Origin of the sequence: Halogeometricum limi, from assembly GCF_900115785.1 — an archaeon.
Taxonomy (GTDB): Archaea; Halobacteriota; Halobacteria; order Halobacteriales; family Haloferacaceae; genus Halogeometricum; species Halogeometricum limi.
The window spans coordinates 699,274-715,976 of record NZ_FOYS01000002.1 but is presented as its reverse complement, the minus strand read 5'-3'; the positions used below and the strand labels follow the sequence as shown (position 1 = coordinate 715,976).

The window sequence follows — 16,703 nt, the reverse complement described above, 5'->3', positions numbered from 1 at the left end:
GAACTAAACTACCGCGGTCGGAACACGAGCATCGTGTCGCCGGTGTCCGGGTTCTCCGCGGTCCCGACGTCAACCGAGTCGCCGACCGACGGATTCGGTCTCTCGTCGTCCGTCGCCCCGCGGAGGACGCCCGTGAGGCGGACCCGACCGAACGACGCGATGGCCGTGACGTACGGCGCTTGACTGGCGAAGTCGGGGCCGGCGACGTGGACTTCGGTGAACGTCTCGACGGTTCCGGAGTCGGGCAGTGGCTGTTCTTCTAACTCCATCGCGCCGCAGTGCGGACAGGTCCGCCGCGGCGGGAGCGACCCGTGACCGTCGGGGCAGGCGAGGTAGAACCCCTCGCCGTCGCCGACGGCCGAGAGCCACTCGTCGTAGCCGGCGTCCGTCATCGGTCCACCTCCAACACGTGGACGACGGCGCTGGCGACGGTGCCACCCGCGTTGTGCGTGACGCCGACCTTCGGGTTCGACAGGGCGTCGCTGTTGGCGTGGTCCCCGCGCAGCAGTTTCGTCATCTCGACTATCTGCGCGCCGCCCGTCGCGCCGACGGGATGTCCCTTCGCCTTCAGCCCACCGGAGAGGTTCACCGGGAGGCGTCCGTCCCGCGTCGTCACCCCCTCGCGGGCCGCGGAGATGGCCGCTCCCGGTTCGAAGAGACCGAGTCCTTCCAGCGCGAGCACTTCTGCGATGGTGAAACAGTCGTGGACTTCGGCGACGTCCACGTCGTCGGGGCCGATTCCGGCGTCGTCGTAGGCCGCCGTCGCCGCCTTCTCCGCCGCGGGCGTCTGCGAGAGCGACTCGCGGTCCTGTAGGGCGAGGTTGTCGCCGCCCTGTCCCGTCCCGGTGATGGAGACGGGGGCGTCGAGTCCGTGTTCGTCCGCGTAGTCGCCGCTGACGAGGACGACGGCGCTCGCGCCGTCCGTGATGGGGCAGGCGTCGAACAGGTGGAGTGGCGTGGCGATGGGTTGGCTGTTCAGGGCGTCCTCGACGGTCACCTCGCGGCGGTACTGCGCGTACTCGTTCGGGACGGCGTTGGCGTGGTTCTTCACCGCGATGTGCGCCAAATCCTCTCGAGAGCCGCCGTACTCCTCGAAGTAGGCGCGAGCCATGAGCGCGTACGCGCCGGGGAACGTCATCCCCGCGCGCACCTCGAACAGTTCGTCGGCGGCGATGGCGAGCGACTCGGTCACCTCCGTCGTCGGGAGGTTCGTCATACGCTCCATCCCGCCCGCGAGGAGGACGTCCTGTTCGCCCGCGCGGATGGCGTGGACGGCCTCTCTGACGGCCACGCCCGCGGAGGCGCAGGCGGACTCGTGGCGCGTGGCCGGGCAGTCGAGTCCGGCCGCCTCGGCCATCAGGGGCCCTTGGTGGCCCTGTCGCTCCGCGAGTGCGCCCATGAAGTTGCCGTAGTGGATTCCCTCGTACGCGTCGCGCGCGACGCCTGCTTCCTCACGGGCCGCGAGTGCGGCCTCCGCGAAGAGGTCACGGCCCGTTCGCTCCGGATGCCGTCCGAAGTGGGTGAGGCCGACGCCGGCGACTCGAACGTCGTTCATACACAAACGTACGTTACAAACAGTGTAATAACCTGCCGGAATCGGGAACCGGGTGCGCACGAACCGCACGGCGTGTGAACCACGCTCTGATGGGTGTGCGTGTCGATTCGTGCGTACGACCGGTCTGTCAGTCGTACCGGCCGGTCTCTTCGCCGCACTCGGCGCAGTAGAACACGACTTCCGTCGCACCCTCTTCGACCCTGACGGGCGTCCGTTCGTCGCAAGACGAGCACTCGCGACGGAGGTCCGTCGGTCCCGTCTCCCGAGGTGCCCCGAGTGCGAGGACGACGAGACGGTCGGCACCCCGGTTCCAGCCCTGTTGCCACTCTCCGGGAGCGAATCGGACGCACTCTCCCGACTCGACGACGACGGGACCGTCTTCGGTGTCGAACGTGGCCGTTCCAGAGAGCACGACGAACAGTTCCTCCTGTTCGTGGTGTCTGTGGTAGCAGTCGCCGATGCTCTCTCCCGGCGCGCGCTCGAAGTAGTTCAGCGCCACGTTCTCGGTTTCGAGGGGGTCGGAGAGTCCACGGAACACGCGGGCTTCGGTCTCATCGTCGGGGCTTGCTAACGGTACTTTTCTCATATGCCGTGTCGTTCGTTTGCACGACACATAGACGCACCGCACGCGCGTCCTCGGTCGCTCGGCGACATCGCGGGAGGGAGGAATTTCGACGTCGAAGAACCGGTGGACGGCGGGGGGCACCGTAACGGTTAGTGACCGGACGGTGGACGTTGGCACATGACCGATTGGATCGGTGAGACGTTCACCAGCGACTTCGGATGGGACCACCTCGAATCGCTCGTCGATATCGGCGACCGGATGGCCGGGTCGCCCGGCGAACGCGAGGCGATGGAACTGACGCGCGACGCCCTCGCCGAGGCGGGCGCGCGCGACGCCCGTATCGACACCTTCGACATCCAGGGCTGGGTTCGCGGCGACAGCACCGTCTACGCGGGCGACACCACGCAGGACTGCATCGCCCTCCCGCGCAGTCCCGCGGACACCGCCGCCGGCGAACTCGTGGACCTCGGGTACGGCCTCCCCGAAGACTTCGCAGAGGACCTCTCGGGGAAGGTCGTGATGGTCTCGTCGACGGTTCCGGACCACTACGAGCGGTTCATCCACCGCCGCGAGAAGTACTACCACGCCGTCGAGGCGGGCGCGGAGGCGTTCGTGTTCGCGAACCACGTCGAAGGCTGTCTCCCGCCGACGGGGAGCGTCGGCACCGAGGCGTCCCCGGTGGGCGACGTCCCGGCCGTCGGCGTCAGCAAAGAGGTCGGCGCCCGACTCGCTCGCCGATGCGAGAGCGAGGAGGTGACCGTCGAGGTGGACTGCGAGACGCCCGACGCCGAGAGCGGAAACGTGCACGCCGAACTCGGCCCCGACACGGAGGAAGAGGTACTCGTCACCAGCCACCTCGACGCGCACGACATCGCCGAGGGCGCGTGGGACAACGGGTCCGGCACCGCGATGGTCGTCGAACTCGCGCGCATCCTCGCCGAACGGGAGGACGAACTCGACACGCGCATCCGGTTCGTCGCGTTCGGGGCCGAAGAGGTCGGACTCGTCGGTTCCGCCCACGAGTCCGAGCGTCTCGGCGACGACAGAGCGAACGTGCGGGCCGTCGTGAACAACGACGCCGTCGTCTTCGGACGGACGCTGACGTTCCACACCCACGGCTTCGACGAACTCGGCGACGCCGTCGACGACGTGGCCGAGGCGTTCGACCACCCCGTCACGACCGTTCCCGAACTCGTGCCGCACAGCGACCACTGGCCGTTCACTCGCTGGGGCGTCCCCGGCTACATGGTCTCTGCGAGCGGTGAGGGCCGCGGACGCGGGTGGGGCCACACGTTCGCGGACACGCTCGACAAACTCGAAGTCCGCAACCTCCGCGAACAGGCCATCCTCTTGGCCGAACTGGTCGTCACGCTCGCCGACGCCGACACCGACGTCCCCCACAAGGACGAAGCCGAGATAATCGAGGCGCTGGAGGCCGAAGACCTGGCGGCCGGGATGAAGATAACCGGCGACTGGCCGTACTGAGTCCGACACGGTAACGGACGAGCCATCGACACGTCACCGACGCGAGAACCGCCCGACGCCGAACCGCCGGGTCTTTTACTGGTCCACGGCGTACCGAGAGACGATGTTCCGAAGAGGCGCGCCGGAGGCGAAATCGTGAGCGACGACGCGCCCGCCGTCGCCGTTCGCGGCGACGACGCCGGGGGAGTCGCCGAGTCGGTGGTCACCGCCGGCGGCGTCGTCGCCGACGCGCTCACCGACGCCGACGCCGTGTTCGCCGTCGGCGAGGACGCGCTCTTCTCGTTCGCCGAGGCGTCCTCACCCGCGCCGATTCTCCCCGTCGGTTGCAGCGTCGGCCACGACTCCATCGCTCCCGTCGCCGTCGGCGAGGCGGTGCGCGCTCTCGCGACGGGAGACACGAGGACCGTCTCCCACCCCGTTCTCACCGTCTCCGTGGGCGGCGAGCCTGTCGGGAACGCGCTGGCCGACGTGACGCTCATGACCGAGGAACCGGCGCGCATCTCGGAGTACGCCGTCGCCACGCCGACGGAACGCGTCGGTTCGTTCCGCGCCGACGGCGTCGTCGTCGCCACCCCACTCGGGAGCACCGGCTACGCCCGCGCCGTCGGTGGCTCCGTACTCGCACCGGGGACGGGCGTCGTCGCCGTTCCCATCTCGCCGTACACGACGCTTTCGAACTCGTGGGTGCTCGGGCTTCCGGTGACGCTCTCGGTCGAACGCGACGAGGCGGCCGTCTCGCTCGTCCTCGACGACGAGGTACGTCGAACCGTCCCGGCGGACGCGCCGGTGGAACTCGCCGTCGGCGGGTCGCGGTCGTTCCTTCGAATCCGCGGCGACGAGGGCGAGTCGACGCTGTAACGGCTTTTCTTCGGGTCTACGTCTTTCTCCGAGTCGTCGCTGGCGCGCGCGCACCGACCAGATAGCGGACGGTAACGGTCGGTAACGGTCGATAACAGACGGCAACAGACGAGAACGGACGATAGCGGCGTCGCTCGAAGCGGGGACGAGCGCGGCAAAAAAGTCGTAGAGAGGCGTTAGACGACGAGGTTCCAGTAGCCTTCGACGAGGAAGAACAGACTCTGGTAGGCGGCGTACATGAGGACGAGGACGGACGCGCCGAGCGCCGCCTTCGGGTACTCCAGTTCCAGGCCCTTCGAGCGCGCTTCGACGCGGCGAGACTCGTACTCGAAGACGTCGGCCAGGAAGAGACCGATGACGAGCGTCGAGAGCACCGTCCCCGCGTGCGGTTCGAAGACGAGCAGGAGGAACGACGCCAGGACGAGAAGCACCGTGGTGATGGAGTGCGGAAGGAACCGCGAGAGCGACTCGTCGCCGTCTCCGTCGCGAGCCTGTTTGACGTGCGAGCGGTGAGCGAGCAGTCGCGTCACCATGTTGACGAGGACGAGCGCCAAGATAACGTACTTGAGCACCGGTTCGATCCCCGCGAAGGCGTCGAGTGGGACGAGGAACTGTAGGGGTTGCATATGCTGTCTTGGGTGTAGCAGTCTTTAGAGTTTTTCCAATCCGCCGCGCCGTGGCCGGGCCTCGTCACCGACTCGGTGAGTTCGGAGAGACCGCAGAGAAGAGCCGAGTTACTGCGCGCGTCGGTCGCGGAGTGCGCCGCGGGCCTGTCGGCCCATCGGGATGAGGACCCAGAACGTGAGCGCGCCGAGAATCGTGAACCAGAACAGCCCGTTCATGAGCATCACGCCGAGAGCGTCGAACAGCGTGTCGCCCGCGGAGACGCTTTCTATGAGCTGTTGGCTGCTCTCGAAACTGCTCGTCCGGTACCAGGACGCCAGTACCATCCAGCCGAGACCGCCGGCGGTGAAGATACCGAGCCCCTTGATGAACTCGTCAGCCATTGTTGTCGGAGAGTTCGTCGGAGTCCTCTTGAGACTTTCCCATTCCCTGAGCGCGAAACCGGGTGCCGATAGTGTAGACGCCCGCTCCGAAACCGATGAGCGCGAGACCGAGGACGGCCAGCGCGGTGTTGACGATGCCGTCGGCGACGGAGACGCCGAGGGCCGCGAGCAGTCCCGTCACCAGCGCTCCGAGGAAACTGACGTTCAGGGTCGCCGCGTCCAAGAACATGAACCCGACGACGACGCCGACGACGGCGATGAGCGTCGAGAACACCGTCACTGTCTTGTACAACCGCATCGGGACGACGTGTTCACGGCGGCCGCCTCGCTCCGTACTCTCGGTCGTCTGTGTGGCGTCGGCGCTCGCCGTGCCGTCTCCGTCGGTCATCGTCGGCAGTTAGGGTGCGAAGGAAAAGGGCCTTTCCGTGTCGGCCGTCGGTTCGGGTCGGTTCGAGAGACGACCGACCGGGGTGGCAGTCGCGGTTACTTCGGCGGTCGGAGCCGGTAGTACCGCTTGTTCAGGTCGTACATGTACCCCTCACGCATCGTCTTCAGCACCGCGTAGGTGACGAAGCCGCCGACGATGGGTGCGAGGAACGTCAGGTCGAACAGGATGTCCGGGTTCCCCGGGTAGAGGTTCTTGACCGCCAGGATGCTGATGGTGAACGCAAACAGCACGCCCATCACACCGACGGCGGCCCAGAACGGTTGTTCGACCGGTCTGCGTGCGGACCCCTTGTTGAGGAACGGCACCATCGCGATGATGCCGACGACGACGCCGTTCGCGAGGACGCCGTACGTCCGGTCGGCCATCAGTTTCTGTCCGCCGAGGATGGCCAGTTCGGGGTTCAGCGGGTTGAGTTTGAGCAGGCCGAACGACCAGTAGAGATACCAGTCGGGCAGGATGATGGCCGGCGTGGAACTCGGGTTCGCGGGCGCGCCGATGTGCGGCGGCAGCGTCGCCGAGAGGAACAGGATCATCCCAGTGAAGAAACTCGCGATAGCGAGGTTTCGAATTATCTCGTGGGGCCACGTCGGGAAGGCGAGCACGTCGCGTTCGACGTAGTCGGACTCCTGCCGAAGGTCCTGGTCCTCGCGGCGGGAGCGCTCGAAGTACTCGTAGGTGAGTCGCGAGAGGCCCACCGAGCGCTCTTTACGCTCGCGCCACGTCGGTGTCTCGTCGTCCGGTGCGACGATACCGCTGCCGTCCGTCTGCACGTCTTCTGTGTTGGTGTCTTTGCTCATTGTACTAGTGTGGCTCCGCGATTCCCTGCACCCACACGATACCGATGTGGATGGCGATGAGCGTCGTCACGACGAACGGCAGCAGGAACACGTGGAGGATGTACATCCGCTGCAGCGTCGCTTGACTCAGGGTGAATCCGCCGAACAGGAGCTGTGCCACCCACTCGCCGATGAGGGGGACCGACAGCGACATCTCGACGCCGATTTGGCCGGCCCAGAAGGCCAGTTGGTCCCACGGGAGCAGGTAGCCGGTGTACCCGAACACCATCGTCAGGCTGATGAGGACGATGCCGAGCAGCCAGTTGAGTTCGCGCGGTTCCTTGTACGAACCGGTGAAGTAGACGCGGAGCATGTGGAGGAACACCGCGGCCACCATCACCTGCGCGGACCATCGGTGGATGGACCGGAGCATGAACCCGAACTGGAGTTCGGTCATGATGAACGTGATGGAACTGTACGCCGTCGTCGGGTCGCCCGTCGTCGCGGGCGAGTAGTAGAACCCGAGTAGCGCGCCGCTGATGGCGGCGACGACGTACGCGAGCGTCGAGAACAGTCCCAGCGTGTACAGGGGGTACCAGTACCAGAACTTGTTGTCGAGGTTGTACTGTTCGGTGTGGCTCTTCGGCATCTGGAGGTTGACCCGGTAGTAGAGGGTCTCCATCAGTTCCAGATAGTCGACGATGCGGAGTCGCTTGTCGAGCCAGATGAGCGTGACGAGGAACGTGGACTCCACCGGCGTGAGGTCCTTCTCCTTCATCCAGCCCTTGTGGTCGTATTCGTCTTTGCGTTCTAAGCTCATTGTTACCTCTTGTAGTACGGGTAGACGGCGCGTTTGACCTGGTCCCACGCGCCCGTCCCGAGTGTGACGCCGTCGACGTCCTCTTCACGGATGTAGAGGTCTTCCCACTTGCGACGGCGTTTCTTTACGATCATCACGTCCGGGAGGAACTCCTTGCGATAGAGCGCGAGGATGAACGCGAGGTCGACGAAGATGACGGCGAGGACGGCGCCGAGGAACATGTTCCCCGTGTCGGTCAGTCCCCACCCGGAGACGAGTCCGTAGCTGAACAGGAACACGAACACGACTTCGATAATCGTCAGGAGGACGATGGCTATCGCGGCCGCCGTGCTCTCTCGGGCCGGTTCGTACCGGTGGATGTCGCCGTACGTGTTGCCGCTAGAGGACATTATCCGTTCCTCCCCGTACCTGTGTGTGCGGACTCACCGTACTTCAAGATGTAGAACGTGAAGATGACCGTCACGATGATTCCGAGGATGGTCGCGGCGCCGACCCAGTGGGCCTGAATCGGAACGCCGAGTTCGTGGAGTTCCTTCTCGCCGCCGCCCCCGCCGGCGCCGGGATTCTCGGTGACGACGATGGTCGCCTCCATCCCGGCCGACTGGTGCGGTTGGCAGTAGTACGCGTACTCGCCGAGGGTCTCGAACGTGTAGCTGTACGTGAATCCGGTGTTTTCGAGGGGCTCGTGCCCTTCCCAGCCTCCGCCGTCGGGTTGACTGTCGACGACGATGTTGTGGTTGTCCGACTCCCAGACGAACTCGACCGTGGTGCCGGGGGCGATTTCGAGTGGTTCCTCGGTGCCCGGAGTGAACACGAGCGAGCCACCGGGGCCGACCTCGACCGTCTCGGTCGCGCCGCCGCCACCGCCGCCACCGCCGGACGTTCCCGTCCCGGTGCCGGTTCCTGTTCCTGCGCCCGTTCCGGTGGCGGTGCCAGTCCCGCCAGACGTGGAGGTGCCCGTCTCTTGGGCGGCGCCCACACCGGCGGCGGCAGAAGCCGTCGCGGTCGCGGCAGGGACGCTTGCCGCTCTCAGAAAGTCCCGCCTTTTCATACACGGAATTCTCAGGATGGAACGCGCTTAAACCCACCGACTCCCCCGCACCGGGCCGCTGTCGCCGTCTCAGGAACTGTCGGGACGACGCTCTCTCGCGGCGTCGTCGTCGCCCGCGCGAGATTCGAGTCGCGAACCACTCACCTCGTCCAACGGGATGAAGTCGGGCCGCCCGCCGTCGCGGACCGCACGGAGTCTCTCGCGGTACTCTTCGGCGCGGAACCGGTCCGAGAGACGGGCGTTCGCGACGACCACGAAGAGGAAGAAGCCGATGACGAGGAAAAAGCCCGCCGCGACGGGCGGGACGATGTTCACGTCCCCGTTCGAGGCGAACGGAATCAGGTCCGTCAGCAACCACAGACCGAGGAGGGTGAGGCCCCCGAGAATCTGCCCGGCGGCGATGACTTGCAGCATCGTGTTGCCGAGTTCGCTCGACTGTTCGACGACATCGTCGGGGTCCGGGAGCGCGAAGTTCTCCGGCGGTTCCTGCACCTCGAAGTCCTCCATCGAACAGAGGACGAGCGAGGGTTTCACGTCGCGGTAGACGGTGCCCTCGCCTTCGAGGTCACCGTCCGGCGAGACGAGCGCGTACCCCTCGTCGGAGTAGACGAGGACGTGCGGGACGCCGTCGACGGTGACGCGTTCGACGACGCCGAAAATCTCCCGTCTGGCGACCCTGCTCTTGAGTTCCTTCTCCAGTCGGGTGAGCAGTTCCTCGCCGACGACCCACGAGTCGGGGTCGAACGCCGCTTCCCACTCGTCGACGGTCATCTCCGCCATCTCTGCCGGCCCGAAGTTGTCGAAGTCGTACTTCTCTTCGACTTCGCGCCGCAGTGCCTCCAGTTCCGCGTCCTCGGCGTCGGAAACGTCGGCGGAATCCGGCTGGCGGTCGGGGGGTTCTTCCGAGGCGTCGGCCATCACCGGATATTCCGCCGCGACGCTGTTAAGCCCTCCGACAGGGACGCTCGACCGCTCGGAGGGGGCGTTCCGCACCGCGTCGGAGTCGGGCCATTTAGGCCCCCTCGCTCCCTAGCCTCGGCGATGGTATCCGAGACGGCCATCGCGACGGGTGCCGCGTTGATGGTCACGGTCAGCTTTCCGTTCTACCTCTACGGCGCGTGGATCATGATAGACGCCGAGACGGTGACGTGGGACGTCCTCGTCTACCACCTGAAGTTCATCGTCCCCGGCCTCGCGCTCAACACGATTCCGGTCGTCTTCTGGATGGCGCCGCGCCTCCTCCAGCAACTGGGCGGTCTCTCGGCCCTCCACGCGGTGCTCGGTCTGCAGGCGTACGCGATGCTCGTGTTCGCGCTCTCGGGAATCGTCCGTATCTTCCAGGCCAAGCGGAACGCCGACCTCTACCACAACCCCGACCGCGACGTGGACTTAGACGACTTACACGAGAACATGAGCGCGTGGCGCGGCCGCCTCCGAATCGGCGTCTTCGGCTACGTCGTCTTCTGGATACTCGCGTGGTTCCTCGGCGCGTACCAGTACGTCTCGTCGTACGTGCTGTAGTCGGCCGCTACCACGCCTCGCCGCTCGCTAAGTCCACGTCGTGGTCCGCCTTCGACGACGGACAGATATCTTCTAACACGCACGCAGAACAGTCCGGGTTGCGCGCGTCGCAGACGGCGCGGCCGTGGCTGATGAACAGGTGCGTCAGTTGCTGCCAGTCCTCCTCGGGGACGACGGGCATCAGGTCCGTCTCTATCTGCTCCGGGTACTCCTCGTCCGTGATTCCGAGGCGTTGCGAGAGGCGTTGGACGTGCGTGTCGACGACGATGCCCTCGACCACGTCGTGACCGTGTTGGAGGACGACGTTCGCCGTCTTCCGGCCGACGCCCGCCAGGTCGGTGAGTTCGCTCATCGTGTCGGGAACCTCGCCGTCGTGCGTCTCGACGATGTCCGAACAGGCCGACCGGATGTACTTCGCTTTGTTGTTGTAATAGGTGATAGAGGAGATGTCGTCCGCGAGTTCGTCTTGGTCGGCGGCGGCGAACTCCTCGGCCGAGCGGTACTTCTCGAACAGGTCGGCGGTCACTTTGTTCACCCGTTCGTCCGTGCACTGCGCGGACAGCACGACCGCGACGAGCAGTTCGAGTCGGGTCGAGAAGTTCAGAGAGATGGTCGTGTCCGGATACTCCTCGTAGAGTCTGTCGAGTATCTCTCGCACCTGCTCCTCGCGCGAATCGAGAGGGGTTCCCATGTCGATGCGATGGGACGACGGCGTGTTGAGTGATTCGGAGTCGGCGGGCTAACGTGTCGGAAAATTATTCTGTAGGGGCTTACTCCAAATCGGTCCCCAATATTGACAAATGTTTATCATAAGTGGGGCCGTTCCCCGAACGAGAGGCAGTATCTGGCTGTCGATTACGGAGAGCGACTGCTATGGACGACACACACACATCGACGGACCGAACCGGACTCACACGACGAACGTATCTGCGGGCACTCGTCGCCGGCGGGGTGCTCACCGGGAGCGGTGCGCTTACCGCGAGCGCGGCCGAAGACGCGGCCATCGAACAGATTGGCGCGGGCAGCATCGCACACGTCAAACCCGAGGCGGCGGGTGCACCGCCGCGGACGGTGTACGCGACGGACGACCTCGACGCACCGTACCCCTCGAACGACTGGTGGACGACGCTGCTGTGGCGTCCGCTGTCGGAGAACCTCTGGGTCCACCCGTTGGCGGCGCGGGTGACGGAGACCGGACTCGCCCTGAGCTATCCCGACGAGTGGCAGGTCCGCGACGCACCCTTCACGTCGGGGCCGCGCACCGACGACTTCGCCGAGATGGGGCCGAGCGACGAGCGACCCATCGACGCCGACCTCACGCTCTCTCACCCCGGCGTGAGCGACGGCACCGCGGCGCGGGTCGCCGACTACGGTGACTGGTCTGTCACTTATCGGCGGGCCGACGGCGCGGCCGGAATCGACGTGACCCTGACGCAGGGGTCGCCGTTCGTCTACTGTGAGACGGCGAACGGCGGCGTCGAGGTGGGTCTCGACGGCGACGCCTCGGTCTGGCACGAACGCGACCACGTGCTCGGTGTGACGGTGGACGGACACCACTACGGCTTGTTCGCGCCGCCGGGTGGCTCGTGGGACGTCGGCGACGACGGCACCGTCGCGTCCGACCTCGGCGGCGAGGGCTACGCGTCGGTCGCGCTCTTACCCGAGGCGTCGCCGAAGGTGCTCAACGAGTTCCGACGCCGAGCCTACGCGTTCGTCACCGACACGACTGTCACGTGGGAGTACGACGCCGACCGGTCGGTCGTCGTCACCGAGTACGACTTCGAGGTGGACGCAAAGCACGGCGACGCCGAGGAGACGCTGACGGCGCTCTATCCCCACCAGTCGCGGTGGGTCCGCGAGGACCTCACGGACTGGTCGTACGTCTCTCCGCGCGGTGAGATGTCCGTCCGCGCCGGGTCGGGATTCACGACGGAACATCCCTTCCGCGGCCTCCTGCCGTTCCTACCCGACGTGGCGGACGTCCCGAACCTCGCGGCCCACGTCGACGCCGTGGAGTCCGAGGAGACGCTCATCCGCGACTGGCAGGGCGAAGGCACCTACTGGACGGGGAAGAACTACGAGCGACTGCTCCAACTCGCCCCGATTGCCGAGCAGGTGGGCGACGCCGCCGCGGCCGAGACCTTCCGCGACGCGATGCGCGACGAACTGGAGACGTGGTTCTCCGCCGGAAGCGATGGGACGGTCGACGAGACGGACCTCTTCTGGTACGACGACGTGTGGGGCACGCTGAACGGGACGCCGATGGGGTTCGGCGCGGACGCCGACCTGAACGACCACCACTTCCACTACGGCTACTGGGTGAAGGCGGCGGCCGAACTCGCTCGCGTCGACCCCGAGTGGGCGGCCGAAGGGCAGTACGGCGGCGTCGTGAACCACCTCGTCCGCGACTACGCGAACCCGGACCGAAACGACGACCGGTATCCGTTCTTCCGGAACTTCAGCCCCTACGCCGGTCACTCGTGGGCGTCGGGAAGCGGCGAACTCCCGGCGGGGTGCAACCAAGAGTCCTCCTCGGAGGCCATCAACGCCTACGCCGCGCTTCTCCTCTGGGCGGAGGCGACGGGTGACGAAGAACTCCGCGACGCCGCCGTCTACCTCTACACGCACGAGATTCACGCCGCCCTGGAGTACTGGTTCGACGTCGCGGACGAGAACATCCCCGACGACTGGGGGTACGACTACGCCGCCATCGTGTGGGGGTCCGGCTACAAGTACGCCACGTGGTTCAATCAGGATGCCGAGTCCGTCCACGCCATCAACTACCTCCCGGTCGGCGGCCACTCGCTCTACCTCGGGTGGAACCGCGAGGCCGCGGCCGCGAACTGGCGGGAACTCGTAGAGAACGACGGCGGCGACGGCGAGTTCGACCTCGGCTGGTACACGGACGTGCTCTGGGAGTTCCGCGCGCTCTCGGACCCCGACGAGGCGCTGTCGTGGTACGAGAACGACTACACCGGCGGCGACTTCGCGGAATCGCGCGCGCACACGGCGCACTGGCTCTACACCCTCGACACCGCGGGGACGCCCGACGCGACCGTCTCGGCGAACACGCCGCTGTACGCCGTGTTCAACGACGGTCAGCGGCGCACCTACGTCGCCTACAACTTCGGCGACGACAGCGAGGCGGTGACGTTCTCCGACGGCGCGGAACTCGACGTGGGGCCGAACAGCATCGCGACGACGACTCGCCCCGTCGAGTCGAACCCGACGTTGTCGGGGGCGTTCCCGACAGTCGACGCCGAGGCGGGGGGAGGCAACGGCGAGAGCGACGACGACGAGAACGGCCGCGGGCAGAGGGGCGGTCGGGGCGACTGAGACGCGTCGGGTGCCAACAGTTAAGCGCGGCGCGCGGAATGCTGAGACTATGAACCTCCCCGGCACGTTCGACCACGACGCGTGGCGCACCGTCGCCGCCACCGGCGTCGGTTACGGTCTGCTACTCCTCGCGATGACGGTGGTCCTGTTCGTACTCCCGTACCTCGTCGTCTCGTCGTTCGCGTAGGGCGTTCCGCCGTTCGCGTCGCACGCTTCGTCGCTCTCGGCGGGTTCCGGAACGGAGCGGTTTCGGGCCGAAAGCCCGAATTCGGGGTCAGGACCCGGCGCCGTGGACCCACTACCTCTTATACTCCAGTTGCATAGAGGCGGCTAATGGAGCGGAGTCCCGTCGGGGGAGACGACGTCGGTTCCACCAACCCCGTCTTCGCCGAACCGGTGGAGATACTCGAGCGTATCTCCGACGCGTTCTACGCACTCGACGAGGAGTGGCAGTTCAGATACGTGAACGAGCGAGCGGAGACGCTCCTTCAGCGGTCCGAAGAGCGTCTCCTCGGACAGTCCATCTGGGACGCGTTTCCGGAGGCCAGAGACACCGCCGTCTGGGAGCGCTACCACGAGGCGATGCGGACCCAGGAGTCGGTCAGTTTCGAACTCTACTACGAACCGCTGGGCGGCCGATTCGAGGTCAACGCGCACCCGTCCGAGACCGGACTGTCGGTGTACTTCCGCGACGTGACCGAAGAGCGAGAACGGGAGCGACGCCTGAGAGAGTCGCAGCGACGGTACCAGACGCTCGTCGACAACGTCCCGAACGGTGCCGTCGTCCTCTTCGACCACGACCTTCGTTTTCTCGTCTCCGGCGGCGACGCGGACGACCTGGACGTTACCGAGACGGACACGCTGGAAGGACAGACGCTCACGGAGGCGCTGAGCGACGACGTCGCGGCCCTCGCGAAACCGCACTACGAAGCCGCCCTCCGCGGGGAGACTCGCGAGTTCCAACACACGCTCGACGGTCGAATCAGGCACGTCCACGTCGTTCCCGTTCGCGCCGAAGACGGCACGGTTCTCGCCGGGTTGGCCATCTCGCAGGACGTCACCGACCGCGTCCGTCCGCAGCGCGAACTGGAGAGTCGGACGCGACAACAGGAGATTATCGCCGAACTCGGACGGCTCGCGCTGAACAACCCACCCCTCGACGACCTGTTCGGCCAGACGACCGAAACCGTCGCCGAGGCGCTCGACGCCGACTACTGCGAACTCTTGGCGTTCGACCCCGAGGCGGGACGGTTCCACCTCCGGTCCGGCGTCGGATGGCGACCCGGGGCCGTCGGAGAGGCAACCGTTCCGGACGACGAACGTTCGCAGGCGGGCTACACGCTCCTCTCGTCGGACCCCGTCGTCGTCGAGAACCTCGGCGAAGAGACGCGCTTTTCGGATTTCGGACTGCTCGCAGACCACGACGTATCGAGCGGAATCACCACCATCGTCGGCCCCGTGGACGACCCGTGGGGTATCCTCGGCGTCCACGACACCGAACCGCGGTCGTTCACCGAACGCGACGTCGACTTCGTCCAGAGCGTCGCGAACGTCCTCGCGACCGCCATCGACCGGCACGAACGCGAGCGAGAACTGCGGTCGCAGCGCGAACGACTCCGCGCGTTGAACGACGTGAACTCGCTCGTCCAGCAGATATCCGAGTCGGTCGTCAAGGAGTCGAGCCGAGCGGAGATAGAGCGACTCGTCTGCGAGGAACTGGCCGCGTCGGACTCCTACGTCTTCGCGTGGGTCGGCGAAGCGGACGAGGAACGGGGCGAAGTCGTGCTCCGCGCGGAGGCGGGCGTCGAAGACTACCTGTCGGACATACATCTCGCCCTCGGCGAGGGTCCCGGAGAGTCCGGACCGACCGTTCGGGCACTTCGGACCGGGGAGATGCAGTCGGTCACGGACGTCCAGACGCACGAGGACTACGCACCGTGGCGCGACCACGCCGCCCGGTACGGCTACCGTTCTTCGGCCGCGATTCCCATCGCGTTCGACGGCACGCAGTACGGCGTGTTGAACGTCTACTCGGCGCGCCCGGCCGCGTTCGGCAGCGAGGAGCGGACGGCGTTCTCGCGACTCGGAACCATCGTCGGTCACGCGCTTCGGTCGGTCGAGCGAGACCGACAACTCCGCGACAGCGAGCGTCGTTACCGGACGCTCGCGGAGAACATCCCGAACGGCGCGGTGACGCTTCTCGACCGAGACCTCCGGTACGTCCTCGCGGCGGGTTCGAGTTTCGACAGCGTCGACCTCCAACCCGCGGACGTCGTCGGACGGCGCGTCGGCGAGTTGAACGCCGTGCCGAAACCGGTTCTCGACCAGGTCGAGGACGCTCTCCAACGAGCGCTCGACGGCGAGACGAACACCGTCGAGGTGGCGTACGACGGTCGCGTGTTCGAGTACCGGGCCGTGCCCGTGCGAGACGACGACGGAGTCTCCGCCGCGATGTCGCTCTCGCAGGACATCACAGACCGCGTCCGCCACGAAGAAGAACTCGAACACGAGCGCGAACGGCTCGAACTGATGAACCGACTCGTCCGCCACAACCTCCTGAACAGCCTCAACGTCGTCGACGCTCGATTGGAAATCGTCGCCGACGGCGTCGACGACGCCGTCGCGGGCCACCTCGAGACGGCCCGACGGCGGACCGACTCGATGGTCGAACTGGTCGAGACGATGCGCTCTCTGATGAAAGCGCTCGTCGAGACGGACGACGTCGTCCTCGAACCCGTCTCGCTCGACGGCGTCGTTCGGCGCGAACTGGCCGACGCGCGCGACGCGTTCCCCGAGGCGGTGTTCTCCTACGAGGAGTCGACGGACGCCACGGTCGAGGCGAACGAACTACTGGACGAACTCGTCGAGAATCTGTTGACGAACGCCGTCCAGCACAACGACGCCTCGACGCCCCGCGTGGTCGTCAGCGTCGACGCGGACGAGGACACGGTCACGCTTCGCGTCGCGGACAACGGCCCCGGCGTCGACCCCGAACAGGGGACGAAGATATTCGACAAGGGGACGAAAGGCTTCGAGAGCCCCGGTACCGGGTTCGGTCTCCACCTCGTCAGAGAGATTGCCGAGGCGTACGGCGGTGACGTCAGCGTCGAGAACGACGCGTCTTCGGACGGGCCGTCGGGCGCGACGTTCCGCGTCACACTGCCGCGGGCGCCGGACGAGTAGTTCGAGTCGAACACCCGACGCCGGCCGTCGCCGCCGTGACACCGCTCGTCGGGCGTCGTCGAAATCAAAAGGGTCGCGCGTCGTCCCGGAGAGACGGG

At 66.4% G+C, this 16,703-nt stretch carries 18 protein-coding genes; 6 read left to right on the top strand and 12 right to left on the bottom strand.

The window, feature by feature from the left end; translation table 11 throughout:
• Positions 1 to 8: 8 nt before the first annotated feature.
• From BM282_RS08575 to BM282_RS08565, 3 genes are all read right to left on the bottom strand, one after another.
• The gene (locus tag BM282_RS08575; protein ID WP_089879310.1) at positions 9 to 392 is read right to left on the bottom strand and encodes a Zn-ribbon domain-containing OB-fold protein; all 384 of its coding nucleotides are present in this window, start codon (positions 390 to 392) and stop codon (positions 9 to 11) included.
• Positions 389 to 1,555, bottom strand: coding sequence for a thiolase domain-containing protein (locus BM282_RS08570; protein ID WP_089879307.1), 1,167 nt, complete (start codon positions 1,553 to 1,555; stop codon positions 389 to 391). The genes BM282_RS08575 and BM282_RS08570 overlap by 4 nt, the downstream gene beginning before the upstream one ends.
• Positions 1,556 to 1,682: 127 nt before the next feature.
• Positions 1,683 to 2,141: a cupin domain-containing protein gene (locus tag BM282_RS08565; RefSeq protein ID WP_089879305.1), complete on the bottom strand. Its 459-nt coding sequence runs from the start codon at positions 2,139 to 2,141 to the stop codon at positions 1,683 to 1,685.
• A 156-nt stretch (positions 2,142 to 2,297) separates the two neighbouring features.
• On the opposite strand from BM282_RS08565, the gene BM282_RS08560 reads away from it, so the two are divergent.
• Both BM282_RS08560 and BM282_RS08555 read left to right on the top strand, forming a co-directional pair.
• A complete protein-coding gene (locus tag BM282_RS08560) occupies positions 2,298 to 3,605 on the top strand; it encodes a M28 family peptidase (protein ID WP_089879301.1) in 1,308 nt (435 codons plus the stop codon).
• A 135-nt stretch (positions 3,606 to 3,740) separates the two neighbouring features.
• Positions 3,741 to 4,463 carry an NAD(+)/NADH kinase gene (locus BM282_RS08555; RefSeq protein ID WP_089879298.1) on the top strand — a complete coding sequence of 241 codons (723 nt, stop codon included), beginning with the start codon at positions 3,741 to 3,743 and terminating at the stop codon, positions 4,461 to 4,463.
• A gap of 176 nt (positions 4,464 to 4,639) precedes the next feature.
• On the opposite strand, the gene BM282_RS08550 is transcribed toward BM282_RS08555, so the two are convergent.
• The 8 genes from BM282_RS08550 to BM282_RS08515 all read right to left on the bottom strand — a co-directional run bounded on the left by BM282_RS08550 (position 4,640) and on the right by BM282_RS08515 (position 9,483).
• Positions 4,640 to 5,089: a DUF7313 family protein gene (locus BM282_RS08550; RefSeq protein WP_089879295.1), complete on the bottom strand. Its 450-nt coding sequence runs from the start codon at positions 5,087 to 5,089 to the stop codon at positions 4,640 to 4,642.
• Positions 5,090 to 5,197: 108 nt separating this feature from the next.
• Positions 5,198 to 5,470: a DUF7314 family protein gene (locus tag BM282_RS08545; RefSeq protein ID WP_089879293.1), complete on the bottom strand. Its 273-nt coding sequence runs from the start codon at positions 5,468 to 5,470 to the stop codon at positions 5,198 to 5,200.
• Positions 5,463 to 5,858 (bottom strand): DUF7315 family membrane protein, encoded by a 396-nt coding sequence (locus BM282_RS08540; RefSeq protein WP_089879290.1) that lies wholly within the window; start codon positions 5,856 to 5,858, stop codon positions 5,463 to 5,465. Before BM282_RS08540 ends, BM282_RS08545 begins: the two co-directional genes overlap by 8 nt.
• A gap of 95 nt (positions 5,859 to 5,953) precedes the next feature.
• Complete coding sequence (locus BM282_RS08535; protein WP_089879287.1) at positions 5,954 to 6,715, bottom strand: cytochrome bc complex cytochrome b subunit; 762 nt, start codon at positions 6,713 to 6,715, stop codon at positions 5,954 to 5,956.
• A gap of 4 nt (positions 6,716 to 6,719) precedes the next feature.
• A complete protein-coding gene (locus BM282_RS08530) occupies positions 6,720 to 7,514 on the bottom strand; it encodes a cytochrome b (protein ID WP_089879284.1) in 795 nt (264 codons plus the stop codon).
• A 2-nt stretch (positions 7,515 to 7,516) separates the two neighbouring features.
• On the bottom strand, positions 7,517 to 7,903 hold the full coding sequence (locus BM282_RS08525) for a DUF7318 family protein (protein ID WP_089879281.1): 387 nt from the start codon (positions 7,901 to 7,903) through the stop codon (positions 7,517 to 7,519).
• Positions 7,903 to 8,565, bottom strand: a complete 663-nt coding sequence (locus BM282_RS08520) for a plastocyanin/azurin family copper-binding protein (RefSeq protein WP_089879279.1) — start codon at positions 8,563 to 8,565, stop codon at positions 7,903 to 7,905. Before BM282_RS08520 ends, BM282_RS08525 begins: the two co-directional genes overlap by 1 nt.
• A gap of 69 nt (positions 8,566 to 8,634) precedes the next feature.
• Positions 8,635 to 9,483: a DUF7319 domain-containing protein gene (locus BM282_RS08515; RefSeq protein ID WP_089879276.1), complete on the bottom strand. Its 849-nt coding sequence runs from the start codon at positions 9,481 to 9,483 to the stop codon at positions 8,635 to 8,637.
• Between the two features lie 123 nt (positions 9,484 to 9,606).
• Between BM282_RS08515 and BM282_RS08510 the strand changes: the two genes are divergently transcribed.
• The gene (locus BM282_RS08510) at positions 9,607 to 10,086 is read left to right on the top strand and encodes a DUF7321 family protein (protein ID WP_089879273.1); all 480 of its coding nucleotides are present in this window, start codon (positions 9,607 to 9,609) and stop codon (positions 10,084 to 10,086) included.
• Between the two features lie 7 nt (positions 10,087 to 10,093).
• Here BM282_RS08510 and nth read toward each other — a convergent pair whose 3' ends face one another.
• Positions 10,094 to 10,777, bottom strand: coding sequence for an endonuclease III (nth, locus tag BM282_RS08505; RefSeq protein ID WP_089879270.1), 684 nt, complete (start codon positions 10,775 to 10,777; stop codon positions 10,094 to 10,096).
• A 182-nt stretch (positions 10,778 to 10,959) separates the two neighbouring features.
• Between nth and BM282_RS08500 the strand changes: the two genes are divergently transcribed.
• The 3 genes from BM282_RS08500 (at position 10,960) to BM282_RS08495 (ending at position 16,605) form a co-directional block, all read left to right on the top strand.
• On the top strand, positions 10,960 to 13,422 hold the full coding sequence (locus BM282_RS08500; protein WP_089879267.1) for a glycosyl hydrolase: 2,463 nt from the start codon (positions 10,960 to 10,962) through the stop codon (positions 13,420 to 13,422).
• Between the two features lie 49 nt (positions 13,423 to 13,471).
• Entirely contained in the window at positions 13,472 to 13,609 is a 138-nt protein-coding gene (locus BM282_RS18485; RefSeq protein ID WP_175501433.1) for a hypothetical protein, read from the top strand.
• 146 nt (positions 13,610 to 13,755) lie between these two features.
• A complete protein-coding gene (locus BM282_RS08495) occupies positions 13,756 to 16,605 on the top strand; it encodes a PAS domain-containing protein (protein ID WP_089879264.1) in 2,850 nt (949 codons plus the stop codon).
• Positions 16,606 to 16,703 lie beyond the last annotated feature (98 nt).